18 protein-coding genes are annotated in these 20573 nt (G+C 41.0%); 8 read left to right on the top strand and 10 right to left on the bottom strand.

Translation table 11 applies throughout. The features are described from left to right. The first annotated feature begins 19 nt into the window (after nt 1-19). Both ACNURT_RS11910 and ACNURT_RS11905 read left to right on the top strand, forming a co-directional pair. Nucleotides 20-1390: a dipeptidase gene (locus ACNURT_RS11910; RefSeq protein WP_419701928.1), complete on the top strand. Its 1371-nt coding sequence runs from the start codon at nt 20-22 to the stop codon at nt 1388-1390. A 298-nt stretch (nt 1391-1688) separates the two neighbouring features. Then, a complete protein-coding gene (locus ACNURT_RS11905) occupies nt 1689-1814 on the top strand; it encodes a hypothetical protein (protein ID WP_419701927.1) in 126 nt (41 codons plus the stop codon). Between the two features lie 43 nt (nt 1815-1857). Here the strand turns inward: ACNURT_RS11905 and ACNURT_RS11900 are convergent, their stop codons facing one another. Beyond that, complete coding sequence (locus tag ACNURT_RS11900) at nt 1858-2955, bottom strand: mandelate racemase/muconate lactonizing enzyme family protein (RefSeq protein ID WP_419702128.1); 1098 nt, start codon at nt 2953-2955, stop codon at nt 1858-1860. Between the two features lie 205 nt (nt 2956-3160). Between ACNURT_RS11900 and ACNURT_RS11895 the strand changes: the two genes are divergently transcribed. The 5 genes from ACNURT_RS11895 to ACNURT_RS11875 all read left to right on the top strand — a co-directional run bounded on the left by ACNURT_RS11895 (nt 3161) and on the right by ACNURT_RS11875 (nt 9673). Further along, a complete protein-coding gene (locus tag ACNURT_RS11895; RefSeq protein ID WP_370994195.1) occupies nt 3161-3895 on the top strand; it encodes a DUF4290 domain-containing protein in 735 nt (244 codons plus the stop codon). A gap of 303 nt (nt 3896-4198) precedes the next feature. Further along, nucleotides 4199-5506, top strand: coding sequence for a UDP-N-acetylglucosamine 1-carboxyvinyltransferase (gene murA, locus ACNURT_RS11890; protein WP_419701926.1), 1308 nt, complete (start codon nt 4199-4201; stop codon nt 5504-5506). Nucleotides 5507-5694: 188 nt separating this feature from the next. After that, the gene (locus ACNURT_RS11885; RefSeq protein ID WP_419701925.1) at nt 5695-7260 is read left to right on the top strand and encodes an ArnT family glycosyltransferase; all 1566 of its coding nucleotides are present in this window, start codon (nt 5695-5697) and stop codon (nt 7258-7260) included. Nucleotides 7261-7354: 94 nt separating this feature from the next. Continuing rightward, nucleotides 7355-8287 (top strand): hypothetical protein, encoded by a 933-nt coding sequence (locus ACNURT_RS11880; RefSeq protein ID WP_419701924.1) that lies wholly within the window; start codon nt 7355-7357, stop codon nt 8285-8287. Between the two features lie 267 nt (nt 8288-8554). Next, nucleotides 8555-9673 (top strand): DUF6438 domain-containing protein, encoded by a 1119-nt coding sequence (locus ACNURT_RS11875; protein ID WP_419701923.1) that lies wholly within the window; start codon nt 8555-8557, stop codon nt 9671-9673. 57 nt (nt 9674-9730) lie between these two features. On the opposite strand, the gene ACNURT_RS11870 is transcribed toward ACNURT_RS11875, so the two are convergent. Then, the gene (locus ACNURT_RS11870; RefSeq protein WP_419701922.1) at nt 9731-11092 is read right to left on the bottom strand and encodes a pyridoxal-phosphate dependent enzyme; all 1362 of its coding nucleotides are present in this window, start codon (nt 11090-11092) and stop codon (nt 9731-9733) included. 282 nt (nt 11093-11374) lie between these two features. On the opposite strand from ACNURT_RS11870, the gene ACNURT_RS11865 reads away from it, so the two are divergent. Beyond that, nucleotides 11375-11539, top strand: coding sequence for a hypothetical protein (locus tag ACNURT_RS11865; RefSeq protein ID WP_419701921.1), 165 nt, complete (start codon nt 11375-11377; stop codon nt 11537-11539). A 246-nt stretch (nt 11540-11785) separates the two neighbouring features. Here the strand turns inward: ACNURT_RS11865 and ACNURT_RS11860 are convergent, their stop codons facing one another. The 8 genes from ACNURT_RS11860 to ACNURT_RS11825 form a co-directional block, all read right to left on the bottom strand. Then, on the bottom strand, nt 11786-12640 hold the full coding sequence (locus ACNURT_RS11860) for an AMP nucleosidase (protein WP_370994201.1): 855 nt from the start codon (nt 12638-12640) through the stop codon (nt 11786-11788). A 205-nt stretch (nt 12641-12845) separates the two neighbouring features. Beyond that, nucleotides 12846-14084 (bottom strand): ATP-dependent Clp protease ATP-binding subunit ClpX, encoded by a 1239-nt coding sequence (gene clpX / locus ACNURT_RS11855; protein WP_370994202.1) that lies wholly within the window; start codon nt 14082-14084, stop codon nt 12846-12848. Between the two features lie 204 nt (nt 14085-14288). Further along, on the bottom strand, nt 14289-15017 hold the full coding sequence (locus ACNURT_RS11850; protein ID WP_076374519.1) for an ATP-dependent Clp protease proteolytic subunit: 729 nt from the start codon (nt 15015-15017) through the stop codon (nt 14289-14291). A 353-nt stretch (nt 15018-15370) separates the two neighbouring features. Then, nucleotides 15371-16729 (bottom strand): trigger factor, encoded by a 1359-nt coding sequence (gene tig, locus ACNURT_RS11845; protein ID WP_419701920.1) that lies wholly within the window; start codon nt 16727-16729, stop codon nt 15371-15373. Between the two features lie 102 nt (nt 16730-16831). After that, nucleotides 16832-17821 (bottom strand): c-type cytochrome, encoded by a 990-nt coding sequence (locus ACNURT_RS11840; protein WP_419701919.1) that lies wholly within the window; start codon nt 17819-17821, stop codon nt 16832-16834. Between the two features lie 388 nt (nt 17822-18209). Further along, nucleotides 18210-18929, bottom strand: coding sequence for a head GIN domain-containing protein (locus tag ACNURT_RS11835; protein ID WP_419701918.1), 720 nt, complete (start codon nt 18927-18929; stop codon nt 18210-18212). Nucleotides 18930-19106: 177 nt separating this feature from the next. Further along, complete coding sequence (locus ACNURT_RS11830; RefSeq protein WP_419701917.1) at nt 19107-19718, bottom strand: GIN domain-containing protein; 612 nt, start codon at nt 19716-19718, stop codon at nt 19107-19109. A gap of 457 nt (nt 19719-20175) precedes the next feature. Continuing rightward, complete coding sequence (locus ACNURT_RS11825) at nt 20176-20472, bottom strand: hypothetical protein (RefSeq protein WP_419701916.1); 297 nt, start codon at nt 20470-20472, stop codon at nt 20176-20178. Nucleotides 20473-20573: the final 101 nt, after the last annotated feature.

Raw genomic sequence — 20573 nt, 5'->3', positions numbered from 1 at the left:
TGCTGCAAATTCTATAACTATGCAGCATATAAAACAGTATGTAGACGAAAACAAACAACGTTTACTTGACGAATTGTTTGAACTTTTGCGTTTCCCTTCGGTTAGCGCCGATCCTAAATACAAACCCGATGTTTTAAAAACCGCCGACTATGTGGCACACAAGCTACGCGATGCAGGCGCCGACAAGGTTGAGGTTTGCCAAACTGCTGGTTATCCTATTGTTTACGGCGAGAAAATAATCGATCCTTCAAAACCTACCGTATTGGTTTACGGGCATTATGATGTGCAGCCACCAGATCCACTGGAGCTTTGGAAAACCCCACCATTTGAGCCAACTGTACGCGATGGTAAAATATATGCTCGTGGCGCTTGCGACGATAAGGGACAGTTTTACATGCACGTAAAAGCGTTTGAACTGATGATGCAAACCAACACCCTGCCCTGCAATATCAAATTCATGATAGAGGGCGAAGAAGAAGTTGGTTCATCAAACCTGGCTATTTTTGTAAAAGCTAACAAAGAACGCCTTAAAGCTGATGTGGTATTGATATCAGATACCTCGATGATCAGTATGGAGCATCCTTCGTTGGAGACTGGTCTGCGTGGTCTATCGTATCTGGAAGTTGAAGTAACCGGTCCTAACCGCGATCTGCACTCTGGTGTCTATGGTGGCGCTGTAGCTAATCCGGCCACTATACTGGCCAAAATGATTGCATCTCTGCATGACGAAAACAATCACATTGCTATCCCAGGCTTTTATAATGATGTAATTGATCTTACACCGGCAGAACGTACTGCGCTAAATAATGCACCTTACAATGAGGATGAATATAAAAAAGACCTGGATGTACAGGAGCTCTGGGGCGAAAAAGGTTATACTACTTTTGAGCGTACCGGTACTCGTCCTACATTAGAGGTAAACGGCATTTGGGGCGGTTATATTGGCGAAGGTGCCAAAACGGTATTACCATCAAAAGCAAGCGCCAAAATATCCATGCGCCTGGTACCTAATCAAACCAGCGAAAAGATCACCGAACTATTCACCGAACACTTTTTAAGCATAGCCCCGGCAAGCGTTAAAGTAAAGGTAACACCGCACCATGGCGGCGAACCGGCTGTAACCCCTACCGATAGTGTAGCTTACCGCGCAGCTCAAAAAGCTATTGCCGAATCATTTGGTAAAGACCCGATACCTACCCGTGGTGGAGGCAGTATCCCTATTGTGGCACTGTTCGAAGCCGAGCTTGGTCTTAAAACCGTATTGATGGGCTTTGGTCTGGATAGCGATGCGCTCCACTCTCCTAATGAAAAGTATGATATTTTCAATTACTATAAAGGCATTGAAACGATTCCATTGTTCCACAAATACTTTGCGGAACTAAGTAAGTAGTTTAGAGACTGATAACTCAAATATCAATACATAAGGGGTAGCTTTCGATTACCCCTTATGCTTTTATAAAAGTCCCGTTGTTATCGGTGGGTGATTCGACATTTAATATTCCACAAACTCAAATACAAATTTCATCTGGAAAATACACTAAGGTGCTAAAAACCAACGCAACCTTTGACATAGATATGACAACGTTTTATTCACATTAAATAAATACAATAATATGACAGTTTTCGTTATATTTACTTGAAACAAAAGCACCTGATAGAGAGTATTATTTATAATAAAACATACTATTATGGAAACGAAGGAAAAATCAAAGGGCGAAAATGTAAAGGAAGTAAGGGAAGTTAAAAACACTAAAGCCGAAAAGATCACTACGGCAAAAAGTGCCAACAGATATAAGCGCAAGCCGTTGTTATAAAACCATACGATGGGGCTCCGGCAAACACCGCGGCCCCCATTGCCTAAATCTTAAAATGTTCACGATGGGCCAAAAATGCCTCATTGGCATCAGCGCCTATCCCGGGTTCATCTCCGATGCTTAACTGATAACCTTCGTAGCTTACTCCACCAATGCAGGGGTCTTCCAGATGGCCCAGCATGCAGGTATCCATGTCATAAAATTGAATGTTAGGACAGGCATAAACAAAATGCAGTTTAGCGCTCAAACCAATTCGGCTCTCGAGCATGCCACCCATCATACAAGCAATTCCTTTTGAGGCTGCTTCATCATGGATCTGTTTAGCCTCCAGTATCCCACCCGATTTTGACATTTTGATATTGATATAATGACAGGAGCCACTGTTGATCTGTTTGCGGGCATCATGGTGGTTATATACGCTTTCATCGGCCATGATCTTAACGGGTGATAGCTGCATCAGTTGCGGCAAACGATCATCATACCAGGTACGCATAGGTTGTTCGCAGAATTCAATATCGTATTGCCCCATAGCCTGCAGGGCAAAAACGGCATCGTCAAAGCTCCAGCCCTGGTTGGCATCAATACGTATTTTGATATCGTCGCCCACCGCTTCCCGGATCTGGCGAATACGTTCAACATCTTCCACCGCATTTTTGCCCAGTTTTACCTTCAGAATAGTGGCCCCCGTAGCTTTAAAATCAAGCGCTTTAAGTGCCATCATGTGCGGCCCGGCAATACCTATGGTAATATCCGATTCTACTTCGCGCCGTTCTCCTCCCAATAACTGATATAGGGGTACACCGGCATTTTTGGCGGCAATATCAAACAAGGCTATGTCAAAGGCACTCTTAATAGTGGTATTACCGGCAGTAAAATTGTGCAGCTGCTGCATGCGGGCGGGTATATCCAGGGCGTCATAGCCTTTCCACAACTTTGCAAATTCACGGGCCATCACCAGGCAGGTATCCTGTGTTTCGCCTACGATCATGGGGAAGGCCGAACATTCTCCCACACCATAAAAACCGGCATCGGTATGTACCCGGATAAAAACATTCTGCGCATGATCCATAGTCCCCGTAGCAATGGTGAACGGTTCCATAGGGATGCTAAAGCGGTATATATCAATATGGGTAATAGCTATTTTATTTTTCACGGGGCAGATTTTATGTTTTGATTGCCTAAAGTAACATTTTAGCCTAATAATTTGCACATTGATACTATTACGTTATATTTGCGTTACTACAATATTAGTAACAATTCAATTTTAGCCTCATATCCCAAATTCACGGGCATTTGTCTGGTTAAATTTAAATCCTTCTTAATAATAACATTACAACAGCATAAACATGGCTCAACAAAACACGCCTGAATTTGACTATAATTCAACCAGGAAAAAACTTATCCTGTCTGAATATGGCCGCAACGTACAAAACATGGTTAAATACATTGTTGCGTTGCCCACTAAAGAAGAACGTAACCGCTACGCGCAGGTAGTGATAGACCTGATGGGTTTTTTAAACCCGCACCTGCGCGATGTGGCCGATTTTAAGCATAAGCTTTGGGATCACCTGCATATTATATCTGACTATCAGATTGATGTAGACTCGCCATACCCAAAACCATCGCCCGAGGCTATCCATATTAAACCGCAGCCTTTAAGATACCCACACCAGCGCATCAGGTATAAGCATTATGGCAAAACCATTGAGCTGATGATCGAAAAAGCCAAAAGCATTGATGATGCCGATCGTAAACGCCACATGGTACAAGCTATAGCTAATTTCATGAAAATGGCTTACGTGCAATGGAACAAAGATTCGGTTGCCGATGAAAGCATCCTGGCCGATCTATACGCCTTATCTGGCGGTACGCTGAAACTGGAAGAAAACATCAACCTTAACCGCGTTGAGTTCCGTCCTAACCAAAACAACAGCAATAACAACCAAAACAACCGTGGGCGCAATCAGAACAATAATCAAAACAACCGCGGGCGCAGCAACCAGAATAACAATCAAAACAACCGTAACAATAACAATCAAAACAATCGTAACCGTAACAACGGCGGCGCCAAAAAATATTAGTTCATTGGTTCCATTGTTCATTAGTTCATTGGTGCCTGACTATTAAAATATATCAGCAGCACGTACATACGATCAATGTCATATCAAAAAGCCCGGTTATCTTCAAAAGTAACCGGGCTTTTTGATATGGATTTTATTTCTGATAACGCTTGATCAACAAACTCAGACAATCAATTGACTAATGAACAATTGAACCCATGAACAGTCAGGAAATTTTATAATCTTTGCCCTAAAGTAGCGCGCTTGTTTTGCTAAATTAAGCGTGCTTAAGAACGAATCATGATCAATCAATTATAAACTCCTATGACTAACGCATTTGTGATAAACGGCGGGAAACCGCTAAAGGGCGAGATTACTCCGCAGGGAGCAAAAAATGAGGCTTTACAGGTAATTTCGGCGGTATTGCTAACTGATAAAAAAGTTACCATCAGTAATATACCAGACATCAAAGATGTAAATAAACTGATAGAGCTATTAGGCGACATGGGCGTTGTTGTGGAGAAAACAGCTCCTGATACCTATACATTCATAGCAAAAGATATTGATCAGGATTTCTTTCAGTCAGAAACTTTTAAATCAAAAGGTGGCGGCCTTCGTGGCTCCATCATGATTGTAGGTCCGCTGCTGGCCCGTTTTGGCAAAGCATCCATCCCCAAACCAGGCGGCGATAAAATTGGTCGCAGACGCTTGGATACCCACTTCCTGGGTTTCGAAAAACTGGGCGCGCAATTTAACTATAACCCCGCCGATGGCTTTTTTAATGTCGATGCTTCAAATCTGAAAGGTACCTATATCTTGCTGGATGAAGCTTCGGTAACCGGCACAGCCAATATTGTAATGGCTGCCGTTTTGGCCAAAGGTGTTACTACCATTTATAACGCTGCCTGCGAGCCATACCTGCAGCAGCTTTGCAAAATGCTGAACCGCATGGGCGCCAAAATAAGCGGCATCGGCTCCAACCTGCTTACCATTGAGGGTGTTGACTATTTAGGCGGCACAGACCATCGTTTACTGCCGGATATGATCGAAATAGGTTCATTCATTGGCCTTGCGGCTATGACTGGTTCCGAGATCACTATTAAAGATGTGAAATACCCTGAGCTGGGTATGATACCTGATGTATTTAAACGCCTGGGTATAAAACTGGAGCTGCGTGGCGATGATATTTACATTCCTGCCCAGGATCATTATGAAATAGAAACTTTTATCGACGGATCTATCATGACCGTTGCTGATGCCCCCTGGCCAGGCTTTACGCCCGACCTGATCAGTATTGTGCTTGTGGTAGCTATTCAAGCCAAGGGCTCGGTTCTCATCCATCAAAAAATGTTCGAGAGCCGTTTGTTCTTTGTAGATAAACTGTTGGATATGGGCGCGCAGATCATCCTTTGCGACCCGCACCGCGCTACCGTTATCGGTTTGGATAAACAAGTACAACTGCGCGGCATCTCCATGACCTCGCCCGATATCCGTGCCGGTGTGGCCTTGCTGATAGCAGCTTTATCGGCACAAGGCCAATCAACCATTTACAATATTGAGCAAATTGAACGCGGTTATCAGCATATCGATGATCGTCTGAAAGCTCTTGGCGCCGATATAACAAGAATATAATTATAAGCTCAAAGCGGAAAGCTTAAAGCTCAAAGCCTTTTATCTTGCTTTTAGCTTTAAGCTTTCTGCCTCCAGCTCCCCTCCCCCTAAATAGTTACATTTCATCTTTTTGCTTTTTAAGGATTGTTATGTTACTTTAGCTTTTGGCTTTGCCCCTGCTTTAAGCCATTATAAAACCTACCAGAACAATGCCATATAAAAACCGAAGGTCAACTTATGCATACTTCATACTGATTTTTGTATTTATAAAAGTTGTTCTTAATTTATTCGCTATAAGCCGTTTTGGCTTTCACCGCGACGAATTACTGCACCTGGTTTTGGCTGATCACCTGGATTGGGGTTATAAGGAAGTGCCCCCGTTTATTGCCATCGTGGCCAAAGTTTCCAACACTCTTTTTGGGCATTCAATTTTTGCTGCGCGTATTTTTCCTACCATTTGCAGCGGACTTATTGTTTGGTTCACCGGTTTAATTACGGTTGAATTTGGCGGGCGCAAGTTTGCTATCACCTTAACCTGCCTTGCGCTTATATTTTCGCCCGCGTTTGTGGCAAGCGGCTATCTTTTTCAGCCTGTTGTGTTCGATCAGTTTTGGTGGGTGCTTACCGTTTGGCTGCTAATCAAATACCTCAACACTACTGATGTTAAATACCTGTATTGGCTGGGCCTGGCCGTGGGCCTGGGTATGCTCACTAAGTACACCATGGCCTTTTTTACGTTTGCCATGATCATTGGCATACTTATCAGTAAGCAGCGTAAACTATTATTCAACAGGCATATACTGGGTGCGGTTTTAGTAGCCTTTTTAATTTGCCTGCCTAATCTCATCTGGCAAATTCAGCATCACTGGCCGCTCATCCATCATATGAAAGCCTTGCGCCAGGAGCAATTAAGCTATATTAAACCTACTGAATTTATTAAACAGCAGTTGCTGGTGCATGGTGTAGCCTTTTTTGTTTGGTTCACCGGTTTGCTGTTCCTTATATTTTCTTTCAGGCTCCGCAACTTTCAATTTTTGGCCATTGCCTATGTGCTGATATTTATTTTTTTATTGGAGATGGACGGCAAAAACTATTACCTTTTTGGCGCCTACCCTATGCTATTTGCCGCAGGGGGCTTTGGTTTTGAGCGATGGCTAAAAACCAAAGGTTATGTGCTTCGCACTTTTACTGTAACAATATTTGTGTTGCCTAATATGATCTTGCTGCCCATGTTGCTGCCTATATTTCCGATAGAGCACACGCTGGCGTTTTTCAGGTTTGCTCATAAAAACATACCGGCTACAGATTTTTTGATCACCTGGGAAGATCAAAAACAACACCCCTTAACCCAGGACTATGCCGATATGTATGGCTGGGATGAACTGGCCCAAAAAGTAGGAAAAGCCTATAATGGATTAACACAGGAGCAACAAAAACAAACCCTTGTTTATGCAGATAATTATGGCGAAGCAGGCGCCCTGAATCAGTACAGCAAACAATTTAACTTTCCGAAGGCTATATCACTCAACAGCAGCTTTACGCTTTGGGCCCCGGATAGCCTGAACTGCAAATACCTCATTTATGTGGATGATAACGGCGGCGAAAACATCCGGCAGTTTGTAGCCGGCAAGATGATAGGCTCTTACAAAAAACTGGGAGAAATTGAGCATTACCTGGCCCGTGAAAAAGGCACCGGCATTTATCTGATAACCGATATTAAAGCTCCTTTACAGGAACGTTATACAAAAGAACTGGCCCGGAAAAGACTGGAGTAGCCTACTTACCATAAAACCAATAGTGTTCAACGTTCGCCTGCACTCCGCTTTTGTTTATTATATTTACTTTTAAAACCTAACAACTTATTAACCTATGTTTTCAAAAGTACTACAATTTAAGTCACACTTAAGAAGAGTGATATCTGTTTTAAAAAAACTAAAACGTTTAGAACGGGAAAGCAGTACTGTTAAAGTGTTAGTTGCTAATATTTTAATAAAACAAAATCAAAGTAATGCCAGGCAAATTATTGAAGATATTCAATTAGCAGAGTTTAAAGTATTTTCACAATGGGGTGATGATGGTATTATTCAGTTTTTAATAAACTACCTTAACATACAAGAGCGCACATTTATTGAATTTGGTGTGGAGGATTATACAGAATCCAATACGCGGTTTTTACTGATAAATAATAATTGGACCGGGCTGATAATGGATGGGGATAAAAACAATATGGATTCAGTTAAAAAGGATAACTTATATTGGCATTATCATCTTACAGCTGTACCGGTTTTTATTACCGCCGAAAATATTAACTCTCTTATCGTTGAAAATGGCTTTGAAGGTGATATCGGGCTTTTACATATCGATATTGACGGAAATGATTATTGGGTTTGGAAGGAAATTACTGCGGTATCGCCAATAATTGTTATTGTAGAATATAATAGCGTATTTGGCGCCGAGAATACCTGGTCTGTTCCTTATAAATCCGATTTTGACCGTACTGTTGCACATCATAGCAACCTGTATTTTGGAGCTTCGTTAGCTGCTTTATGCGACCTCGCCGAAGAAAAAGGGTACTATTTTATCGGTTCAAATAGCAATGGGAATAATGCATATTTTGTAAGAAAAGACAAAATACAGGATCTTAAACCGCTGGATGCAAAAAGTGGTTACGTATTATCAAAATTCCGTGAAAGCAGAGATAAAAAAGGTAATTTAACTTATATAAATGGTGCAGACCGTTTAAAAATATTACACGGACTGGAAATTTACAACACACGGACCAAACAACTGGAAAAAATATGATGTAAGGGAAAGGATTAAAAATCGTTGCTCTTTGCTCCCAAAATACTTAAAGATCAATATTCTACTCACATAAAAAGTCTCTGGCCTTGAAGGACTATAATATAGTAGTCTTTTGACTACCTAAAACGCTTTGTGCTGTTGCGACCCATATTCATTATCATTCGAATTAAAAGGCCTCGAATAGCACAGTTATCAGTTGCCATATAAAACCCTTCTGTAATAAATCACGCTTCTAAAGCGTTTCACTTATACCAACCTTATTATCATATGAAATACTTATTGGCCGTACTTTTGTTGATCTGCATTTGTGGCTCTGCATGTAATGACAAGCAGCAGGCAAACGAAAAAAACATACTGGGCAATTGGATTAAGGTCAGAAACAAAACAGTATCAACCGGTAAAAACGTAGTACTCGAACCACCTGAATACGAAAAACCTGGATTTATTTTTTATGCAGATCATTCTGTTGACTATAAATTAGGGTTCTTTAAAAACACTAATGGTATCAATATCTTTTTAGGTACAAAATCTAAATTTAAGATCATGGGTAATAATCTGATGATTTTAGACTTAGACAGTAATAAATGGAACAATTATCGCCTTATTAAGCTTACTACCGATTCGTTACAATTCCTCTTTGACGGAAGATTGGCAACATTTAAACATTATCAGATCAAAAAGAACAACACACCGGAGTTTGATCAAATAATTTTATCAACTTTAGGCTGTTTTGGTACTTGCTCTGTTTCAAGTACTATGATAAATGCTGATGGATCTGTTTTATTTAATGGACTATTTTACACCACCAAGAAAGGATTATTTACCGGTTCAATTACCAAAGTGCAGTACAAACAGCTGCAAGATAATTTTAGGACTACCGATTTTAATCTATTAAAAAACTATTACAACGTAGCCTGGACAGATGACCAAACCATCAGTACAACCTTTGTAAAAAATGGCAAAATATATAAGTCGGTAAACGATTATGGCGCTGCAGCTCCGGCACAATTTACCTGGGCTTATGCACCATTAAGGTGTTTATACCAAAGCATAAACTTAAAAAGTGCAACTAACTTTAAAGTTGTTTCACATTTTAATTACCCTTATGGTGCATATATTAAAACAGCTAATATGGATATGGCTTTAACTCAATCAGAAACCTTTTTGTTGTTTTATTATTTACAAAAAGGAAAAATATCAACCGTTACTTTTAAATCACGTTATCAATTGAGCTCGCTTTTTGATATACAAAAGCGCCATCATATTGATACGGATGGGCGTTTTTATAAATTAGAAGTAAATAAAAAGCCAGTAATTATTGACATCGGCTTTAATTTTTTTGATATAAACGAGAAAAATTGGCACTGGCGAAAAATCACAAAATAAGATTAACAAAAAGGTGTCATGCTACAGCACAACACCTTTTACCTTTCGCCTAAATAATTAAGCTGATATCGCGTTGATGATATCATATTGGGTAATGATCTCAATTTTGCCCTGTCCGTCTTCAACAAGCACCGCGATGTTATCTTTATTGATCATAGCTGAGATCCTGTCAATAGAGGTATTCAGATCAACAAATGGGAACGGCGCTGTAGTGATGTTTTTGATCGGCTGCGATTTGATAGATGGGTTCTCGATCAGTGAATCCAGGATATCACTCTCCGTGATCTTACCGATCACCATGCCTTTTTGGGTAACCGGGATCTGTGATATATTAAGCGATTTGATGGTATTGATAGCCTCCAGTACGCTTTTTTCGCAGTCGATAGTGATGATTTCCTGCCCATCCTTTTTGCTGATGATATCGGCGGCTGTTAGTTTTCCATCTTTTAAAAATCCACGATCGCGCAGCCAGTCGTCATTATACATTTTGCCCAGGTAACGCGTGCCATGATCCGGAAAAATGATCACCACCACATCGCCTTCTTTAAATCTATCCTTCATTTGTAAAGCGCCGGCCACAGCAGATCCTGTGGAGTTACCGGCGAAGATGCCTTCTTTACGGGCAATTTCGCGGGTCATGAGGGCGGCATCCTTATCAGTTACCTTTTCAAAATAATCAATCAGGCTAAAGTCAACGTTCTGTGGTAAAAAGTCTTCACCAATACCTTCGGTGATGTATGGATAGATCTCATTCTTATCCATAATGCCGGTTTCTTTATATTTTTTAAAAACAGAGCCGTAAGTATCAATCCCCAGCACCTGTATGTTTGGATTTTTCTCTTTCAGGTAACGCGCCGTGCCTGATATGGTACCGCCTGTACCCACCCCTACTACCAGGTGCGTGATCTTACCTTCTGTTTGCTCCCATATCTCGGGACCGGTTTGTTCATAATGCGCCTGGGAGTTGCTCAGGTTATCGTACTGGTTTGGTTTCCACGAGTTGGGTACTTCGCGTTCCAAACGGGATGATACAGAGTAATATGAACGCGGATCTTCGGGCTCTACGTTGGTGGGACAAACAATCACCTCGGCGCCAAAAGCGCGCAAGGCGTCAAACTTTTCTTTTGATTGTTTATCGGTACTGGTAAAAATACATTTGTACCCTTTAATAACGGCTGCAATGGCCAAACCCATGCCGGTATTGCCCGATGTACCTTCAATAATAGTACCGCCGGGTTTCAGCTTGCCACTTTTCTCAGCATCCTCTATCATTTTAAGGGCCATACGGTCTTTGATAGAATTACCCGGATTAGTAGTTTCTATCTTAGCTAAAACCGTTGCCGGGATGTCTTTTGTTACTTTGTTTAATTTAACCAGAGGCGTGTGACCAATGGTTTCCAATATATTGTTATACCACATAAATTTCTAATATCTACTAACCCGGTATACTTAGCCGGGCTATGCCTCAAAATTAGCTTTCTTAAATGATATTTCTTTAAAAAAAGAAACATCAGTTGAGAATCAAGAGTCAAGATATAAGACTCCTGTTTTCATGCAAAAGATAGAAAGAATAAAACTAATATTTTTTCCTGTCTTGATTCTTGATTCCTGATTCTCATCCACACAAACTTTACATTTTTTTATGGAATAGTTAATCAACCTGCATCTTTTAAGTATAACCCAAAAGCTTATATTTAACCCATGGTATCTACAACCTATAGCAACCTTTCCTTATCATTAAAAATTGCCATATTTATTTTATTATTGATAGGCATTTGCGAGAGTCCGGCGTTTTCGCAAAAGCTGCTGAGCCCAAGTAGACAGAGCAGTTATTATACTTATAAAATATCGGCAGAAGATTATTGAATTGTTTGTGGCACACAAACAACGTGGATATAAAAACAAATGTCATCTTGAACAAGGCACGGGGAGAGATCTTATACATGAGCGAGATACATCAATCGTATAAAATTTTCCCTCAACCATTTCAAAATGACAAGCTGGAAATAAATATAACTGTCACCCTGACCATAGCGAAGAATCTATTCTTCAACATACCTATTGTTGAATAGATGCTTCACTTCGTTCAGCATGACAACTTTAATGAACCAATTAAAACTTCAAATGCTTAACCGTTAATCCGTTATTGATCAACTGTTTTAACGATTCGATACCAATGCGCAGGTGCGTTTCAACAAATTGCTCGGTTACAGATGAATCACTTTCGGCTGTTTTTACACCTTCGGGGATCATCGGCTGATCAGACACCAGTAACAATGCTCCTGTCGGGATCTTGTTGGCAAAACCTGTTGTAAAAATGGTAGCGGTTTCCATGTCAACGGCCATAGCGCGTAAATCTTTCAGGTATTTTTTAAATACTTTATCATGCTCCCAAACACGGCGGTTGGTAGTGTAGCAGGTACCGGTCCAGTAATCGCGCGAAAAATCGCGAATGGTGGTTGATATCGCCTTTTGTAAAGCAAATGACGGCAAGGCGGGCACCTCTGGTGGCAAGTAATCGTTTGATGTACCTTCGCCACGGATAGCGGCTATCGGTAGTATCAGATCGCCCACAGCATTCTTCTTTTTCAAACCGCCGCATTTACCCAAAAATATAACGGCTTTGGGGTGTATGGCAGTAAGCAAGTCCATCACCGTAGCTGCCACCGAACTACCCATACCAAAATTAATGATGGTAATACCATTGGCAGTAACGCTTTGCATCGGTTTTTCCAACCCCATGATCGGCGCATTATCATTCCACTGCGAAAACAGCTGGATATACTTCGAGAAGTTGGTTAGTATAATATACTCGCCAAAAGCTTCCAACGGGCGACCAGTATAACGCGGCAACCAGTTTACCACAATGGCATCTTTGGTTTTCAACCCGGCTTTTACAGGTGAGTGCACTTCTTTTACTACCGGTGCGTCGGTAGGGTTCTTTTTTACATTCAATTCTTCATTCATATTTTTCTTTTTTTGAGTATCAGGTAGTTAGTATCAAGTATCACGACAAACATCCTTTTTGTATTTGCTATAATATTCAAGTCTTGCTACTTGATACCAATTATGATACTAATAAATAAAAACCTTCTTATACAACAAACCCCGGCGTTTCACCAGGGTCTGTGTTTATTGTAATAAAGATAGCTACTTAATTGATATCAAATTGTTACGCTACTTTTAATTTTTTCAGATCCGATTTTTCAAACTTCTCGTGGGCATAGTCTAAAGTAACCTGCAGGCGTTTCACATCTTTCTTGGATGGGAACTCAAACATGGCATCAATCATGATTGCTTCGCAGATAGAGCGCAAGCCCCTTGCGCCAAGCTTAAATTCCATGGCTTTATCAACTATAAACTCCAGCACTTCATTGTCAAAATCAAGCTTTACACCCTCGTATTCAAACAATTTTTTGTATTGTTTCAATAAGGAATTTTTAGGCTCGGTTAATATGTTGCGCAAGGCATCCCTATCAAGCGGGTTCAAATACGTTAATACCGGCAAACGACCAATCAGCTCTGGTATCAAACCAAATGATTTCAGATCCTGCGGGGTAATATATTTATACAGGTTTTTCAGGTCAACCTCGCTATCGTCACGTTTTAGTTTGTAACCAACAGTTTGCGTACGCAAGCGGTTAGCTATTTTACGATCGATACCGTCAAATGCACCGCCGCAGATAAACAATATATTACTGGTATTTACGGTGATCATTTTTTGATCGGGGTGCTTGCGGCCTCCCTGTGGTGGTACGTTAACCATGGTACCTTCCAATATCTTTAATAAAGCCTGTTGTACACCTTCGCCGGATACATCGCGGGTGATGGAAGCGTTATCGCTCTTACGGGCTATTTTATCAACCTCATCAATGTAAACAATACCTTTTTCGGCAAGGGTTACATCATAATCTGCCGATTGCAGCAAACGGGTCAATATGCTTTCCACATCCTCCCCTACATAACCAGCCTCGGTGAGTACGGTAGCATCACAGATACAAAACGGAACGTTCAGTATCTTGGCCATGGTTTTGGCCAGTAAGGTTTTACCCGTACCGGTTTCGCCCACCATAATGATGTTTGATTTTTCGATCTCTACCTCGTCCTTGTCAATCCGCTGATTTAAGCGTTTGTAATGGTTATATACGGCTACAGAAAGTATCTTTTTAGCATCATCCTGACCGATAACATACTGATCAAGATGCGTTTTAATTTCGGCAGGTTTTAATAACGAAGGCGCCGTAGGCGAAGCTTTTACCTTACGTACCTTTAACTCCTCAGCCAATATTTCATTAGCCTGGTTAACGCATTTATCACAAATGTGAGCGTCAAGCCCCGCAATTAACATCAGGGAATCCTGTTTACCTGCACCGCAAAATGAACACCTGATTTCCTTACTGTTCTTATTCATCTGATTCGTTTGTAATTCAAAATTAACTAATTAGTGGCAGAAAAAAAAGTTCTTTAGTCCGAAAGTCGGGAAAGTCAGTAAAGTCTGGAAGTGAAACCCACTTTTCAGACTTTCCTAACCCTTTATTTATCAGATATTTAAATTCGCCTGCTATTGCAGCTACTTACCTATCTTACGGACTTTTCCGACTTGCCGACTAACGACTTATTTATTCGCTTTGCCGCTGCCTTTTAAAATCTCGTCGACCATACCAAATTCTTTGGCTTCTTCGGCAATCATCCAGTAATCACGGTCTGATGCATCCCAAACTTTCTGGAATGGGGCACCGCTATGATCGGCAATGATCTGGTACAGCTCTTTTTTCAGCTTGGTGATCTCATGGTAAGAGATCTCGATGTCTGACTGCTGACCTTGTGCACCACCGGATGGCTGGTGGATCATTACACGGGCATGCGGCAATATAGCCCTTTTACCTTCGGTACCGGCACATAATAATACTGCGGCCATTGATGCTGCCATACCTGTACAAATAGTGGCCACATCATTTGATATAAATTGCATGGTATCATAGATACCTAAACCCGCGTAAACAGAGCCACCTGGTGAATTGATATAGATCTGGATATCACGTTTGCTATCAGCCGACTGCAGGAACAGCAATTGAGCCTGAATAATGTTTGCAATATTTTCATAAATGGCATCGCCAAGGAAAATGATACGGTCCATCATCAAACGTGAAAACACGTCCATTTGGGCAACATTCAACTGGCGTTCCTCAATGATGTACGGGGTCATGCCGGTTGGGGTATAAATACCAGACGGCATTCTGCTTCTGTCAACAGCAGAGATATATTTATCTACGTGTAAGCTGTTTAAACGGTGATGTTTAACAGCATAATTTCTGAATTCGTTCTTATCGATGTTACTACTCATGGTTTTTGTTATGTTATTTGTTTAGATGCAGGTATTACCTGCGATAAATATAGTTTTTAGTTGAATAAAAAGTAAAATATTTTGCTGGTGAAGGTGCTAATCTTACGCTCCTAAGACTCACCCCGACTTCGCTGCGCTTGTCGACCCTCTCTCCGACTTCGTCGCATAGAGGGTATTGAAAATACATTGAGAGTTTTGAGACCCCTCTTTTCGCCAAAGGCGAAGAGAGGGTGGTCGAGCGAAGCGATGACCGGGTGAGTCGTCTACGCTATGTTTTCCGATGCAATTTCCTTTATACACCAAAAGCAACCTTGTGAGTTGCTTTTGGTGTTTTGTACAGAAGTAAAATGAGCTTATTGCTGCTCTTTTACCAGCTCGCTGAAATCTGTATAAAGGATATCTTTTTTATCTAAAGTGATCACGCTTTTAATATAATCAAATACTTTAAGCGCTTTTACTTCTTCAAATATCTTGTTAGCATTCTCTTTGTTTTGAAGATATTGTACAGTGTACTGACCTAATTGCTCATCAGGGATAGGCTGCGGGCTGTACATTCTGAACTGCTGATCCAGACGAACTTTTGCCAAAGCAAAAACCTCGTCGTATTTGATCTCGATCTGGCCATCTTTAATGATCTTATTTTCGATCAATGTCCATTTCAGGTTGGTGGCAAAATCATTATAGCCGCCGTTCAGTTCCTCATCGCTCAGTTTTTCGTTTGTGGCTTTTAACCAGCGTTTCAAAAACTCATCAGGCAGGTTAAAATCAACCTTAGCTACGCTCATTTTGTAAATATCGTCCTGTAATTTACGCTCTGAGTCCTGAACCATCATGGTTTCAATTTCTTCAGTAATTTTAGCTGTAAATTCCGCTTCGGTAGTTACTGTACCTTCACCAAATAATTTGTCAAAGAACTCCTGGTTCAGATCGCTTTCTTCCAAACGGTTTACATTTTTAACCGTTAACTGGAATTTCGATTTCAACTCAGCCGCTTCATCTTCTTCTATTTTTAATAAACCGGCAACCTTTGGTGCTTCGTTATCAAAAGCTTTCTGAATATCAAGCGTTACTACATCACCTTTTTTCAGGCCGATCAATGATTTTTTTATCTTTTCATCCTTGATCTGATCTAATCTAACTGATGCGGTATTGCTTATGCCTCCCTCAAAAACAGAACCATCCGGAGAAAGCTGGGCCAAATCCGCGTAAAGCACGTCATCATCTGCCGATACGTCAGGATTTGTCATTTTGCCATAGCTGCGGCGGATATTTTTGATACGTGAAGCCAGGGTTTCGTCATCAACTTTGATCACGTACTGGGTCACTTTATCTTTTGATGAAAAATTAATTTCAAACTGAGGAGCTAAGCCCAGCTCATAGTTGAATTCAAAATTATCGTTAAAATCCCAGTTGTATTCTTTCTCGTCATCAACCTTTGGTAATGGCTGACCCAATACTTCCAGTTTTTGCTCGTCGATGTATTTATTTAAAGTATCTGATAACAAGTTGTTGATCTCATCAACCAAAATACTTTTACCGTACATTTTTTTGATATGTGCTGCGGGCACCATTCCGGGACGAAAGCCTGGCAGTTTAGCCTTTTTAGCGTTTTCTTTTATGGCTTTATCAACACGTGGCTGGTAATCTTCAGGGTTAATGTTGATCTTAACAACTGCGTTCAGGGCATCTACTTTTTCCTGTGTAATATTCATCTTTTTACCGGGTATTTTAATTTAATGGTTCAAAACGTAGCCGTAAAACCAATTCAGGCTATACAAATTTCGAGGCGCAAAAGTATGAATTTTATTTTAAATTTAATCACGCAATTCTGCCGGAGTAAATTTATCAACCTTGTTTTTTACAGGCTTTATGGTTTTAATATAAGCGTATATAGCCTCCAGATCAGTAACCTTCATGGTGCCGTACCTGTACCAGGGCATAATGGTTTGATATTCATTGCGTTTTACAGCAACCTGTTTATGGGTACTATCGGCATACTGTGTAAATCGACTTAAAAACTGCGCCTTTGTCCAGCTGCCTATGCCGGTTTCTTTATCAGACGTAATGTTTGACGATCGAATGATACCCCCATTTGGCGAGGTGTATTCATGCCCGCCGGCAAATTCCAACCCTTCAATTATTTTACCTTTGTTGGCCTGACTATGGCAATCTTTACAGGCAGCTATCCGCACCAGGTAAGCGCCGTACGCCAGCGTATCATGCTGATCGGGCACTGTACCCAGCGTAGCTTTTGCCGGCATGGTATGTACCAGTATATTCAGCGGAAAATCAAGTTTACGCTCAGGGTAGTCTGTTTTTTGCGATTTTAGCGTACGCAGATAAGCAATGATGGAATAAACATCTTCCCGGCTCATTTTGGAATATGACTCCCAGGGCATGATCGGGAATATGGCCGATCCATCTTTCTTAACCCCCGTGGTAATAGCCCGGAACAATTCGCCATCGGTCCAGTTTTTTAAATGATACGGGGTAATATTGGGCACATAAACCGAACCCGGGAAACTAACATTAGCATCAAACTTTTCGCCGCCTGCTCCTAACGACTCCGCTTTCACCGGTCCTGCGAGTATGCTCCAGTCGCGGGTGGAGTGGCAATCAACACAAACCGTTACGTAATTGGCCAGGTATTTACCACGCTCCAAACGCTCTGGCGTAGCTTCCACTTTAATATTTTCGGGTTCGCCAACATTGGGCAAGGCCAGGGTAATATAGCTTATACCGGCTACTGCTATTAAAACAATGGCTATTACCATATAGCCTGCAAACTTTAAGATCTTTTTCATGATAGGGTAAATAGGGACGCGGCAAAACTAAGCAACTTTTTAAACTTATAATCAACCTTTTACACCGTATTTTCACGGAAAAATAGCGCGGTAGATTTACGTTGTTTCGACTCACCCCGCCATCGCTACATCTCGATAACCACACACGTCAATTGCGAGGTACGAAGCAATCTCTACATAGGCAGGGTAACTATTAAGGGTTTAAACTGTTCAATTTGCTCTGTATAGCATAGAGATTGCTTCGTACCTCGCAATGACGTTATTTTTTAGTTCCCACTCCTTTGGAGAGGCTTATTACATGAGGGCTTCGCCGTTTAGGTGAGGCTCCCACCTCAACAAAAAAAGCAGAGACCTTCGCCCCTGCTTTTTACAAAATAGTAATACCTATTTAGTCAACTTTTTCAATGCTTGATGCGCCCGACTTATCATTGTTAACCGTTGCAGGCGACCCTTTATACCTGATCTCTGATGCGCCTGATGAGTGCACATTCAGTGTTTTTAAAACGTTGATCTTGCAATGGCTCGCACCCGATGAATTAATGGTGTATTCGCCAACCACAAAATCAAAAGCGTTAATCTTGCCCACGCCGCTAAACTCTACGTGGTGCGTTGCCGCCTGCCCGGTTAAATTCAACTCGCTTACACCACTGCCGTGACTGTTTACATTAGCCGCGTTCAGATCAAGATTAACTTTAGTAGCGCCTGATAAGTGGATATTCAGATCGCCCGTAGTTATTTTACCCGTTGATGAAACCTCTACCGCTCCCGATGATTTGAGCTCTTCCAGTTTGCGTATGCCAATGTTTACCACCAGGCTATCATCCAAACATATTGTTTTGGTGGTTTTGATGGTCAGTTTATCACCATTAACAGAGGTGGAAACATATTTGAGCAGATTATCATCACCGCTAATAGAAATAGTTAAGGAGCTATCCTGCTTTAAATGAATTTTATAGGCGCCTGATATATCGATCCGGGTAAAATCATTGGCCTTGCGTTGTTCGGTAGTTATTTTTCCTGAGCCATGCACGCAAACAAGCTTACATGACGATATGATACTTAATGATGCGCACGCGATAATGGCAATAGCTAAACCTGCTTTTTTCATAATGATAGATTTTTGTGGTCATAAAGCTATCTGGTCTTTTTGCCCATGATAGTTTTATGGGTATTTTTTACTTTGTGACGTTGTTTAAAGGGTTGAAGTTACATCAAAAATAAAAAAAGCTGCCACATTTTGTGCCAGCTTCTCAGAAATATATGATGAACTTTTGCAAAAGTTGGATTAAAGACCGGCAAACTCGTCTGCGATATCTACTTTAGGCATACCATTCAATTTATCGGTAAAGCTTTCGGCAGCAAAGCTGTTGTTGTTTACGCTTGATGTAATGCTGTGGTTTAAGCTGTATATAGTAGCTGTACCACTTAGGTCAATTTTTGCACGATCATTCAGGTTAACATTTGCAGTGTATGCATCTACATTTAAGTTTGCGGTAGCGTTATTGTGCAAGTTAACTTCCAGTTCAAGGGCTGATAATTTACCAAATGATTTTACCTGTGCATTGTCATAAGCGCTGATGGCACGCAAGTCATTAGCGGTTACCCAAACAACCAGTTTTTCGGCTTTGTATGAGGTAATGCGCAATACACCGTTTTCATTTTGAACAAGGGCGTTTTCGCCATAATAACGATTGTAAACTTTTACCTGGTCGGCAGAACCGTCAGATACAAACAGCTCCACATTACCGTGGATCTCGATCTTACTGATCTTGCTTACTTCTTTTACCACAGTAGCGGTGTTGTTATTGTTATAATTATGGGTAGTTGCATAAGTTGTGCTGGTGATACCACCTACTAAAACTAACATAGTTGCGATGGTAAATAATTTTGTTTTCATGATATTAATATTTTGATTGTCAATTAATTGTATTGCCTTATTTTTTAAATACATCTATATGACGCCTCCATTTTTAAAACGTTACAGCTATTTTGGGTCAATTAGATGTACGGCCTTATTTTATCGGTGAACCGGGGATTTACATCGGTGAACGGCGAAAATATTTTTAGGAGGAAAAGAGGGAAATGGCTGATTGTGGGATGAAATGAAGAGAAATAACGGATCAGGGGCTAAAGTAGAAGTAAAAATAAACCATTATGTCATTGCGGAACGACGAAGCAATCTCATCGTGTTCAATATGCAAACGAGGAGATTGCCACGCTTCGCTCGCAATGACATACTTCCTAGTTAGTTGCTATAAAAAACAGTCTGTCATCCTGAGCCCGTCGAAGGATAGCGCATAAAGGCCTGCCCACCATGCTTCGACGGTGCTCAGCATGACACCTATTATAAATACTCAGTTAACCATTGGACTTACCGGCCGATAATAAACCTCACTGCGGCCGTTCACTGTTTTCACTACAAAGCCATGCTCAATAAGCCATTGCAGTACCAGGTAAATACTGCTGGTACTCACTTTAACGCCATTAACGCGGATATGCCTCGACAGGGTATCTACATCGGCATCCTGGGCCAGTTTTAAAACGTGCGCTATAATGTGCTTTTTTTTAACCGACAGGTTGTACTGATGCAGATGACAATATTGTACAAATTCATCGGGAAGGGCTATTGCCGATAGGTTGAAGTGTGTCATAACTGTGATTCAATTAAAATACTGTTTAGCTATTTCAAAGAAAAAAATATATGCACGTACAATTGTTGTACATAGGGGCGATATAATTGTAAATTTACGAC

It is taken from the genome of Mucilaginibacter sp. NFX135, from assembly GCF_048565145.1.
In the GTDB taxonomy this organism is placed as follows: Bacteria; Bacteroidota; Bacteroidia; order Sphingobacteriales; family Sphingobacteriaceae; genus Mucilaginibacter.
The sequence above is the reverse complement of the archived record's forward strand: the minus strand, read 5'-3'. Positions and strand labels throughout refer to the sequence as shown.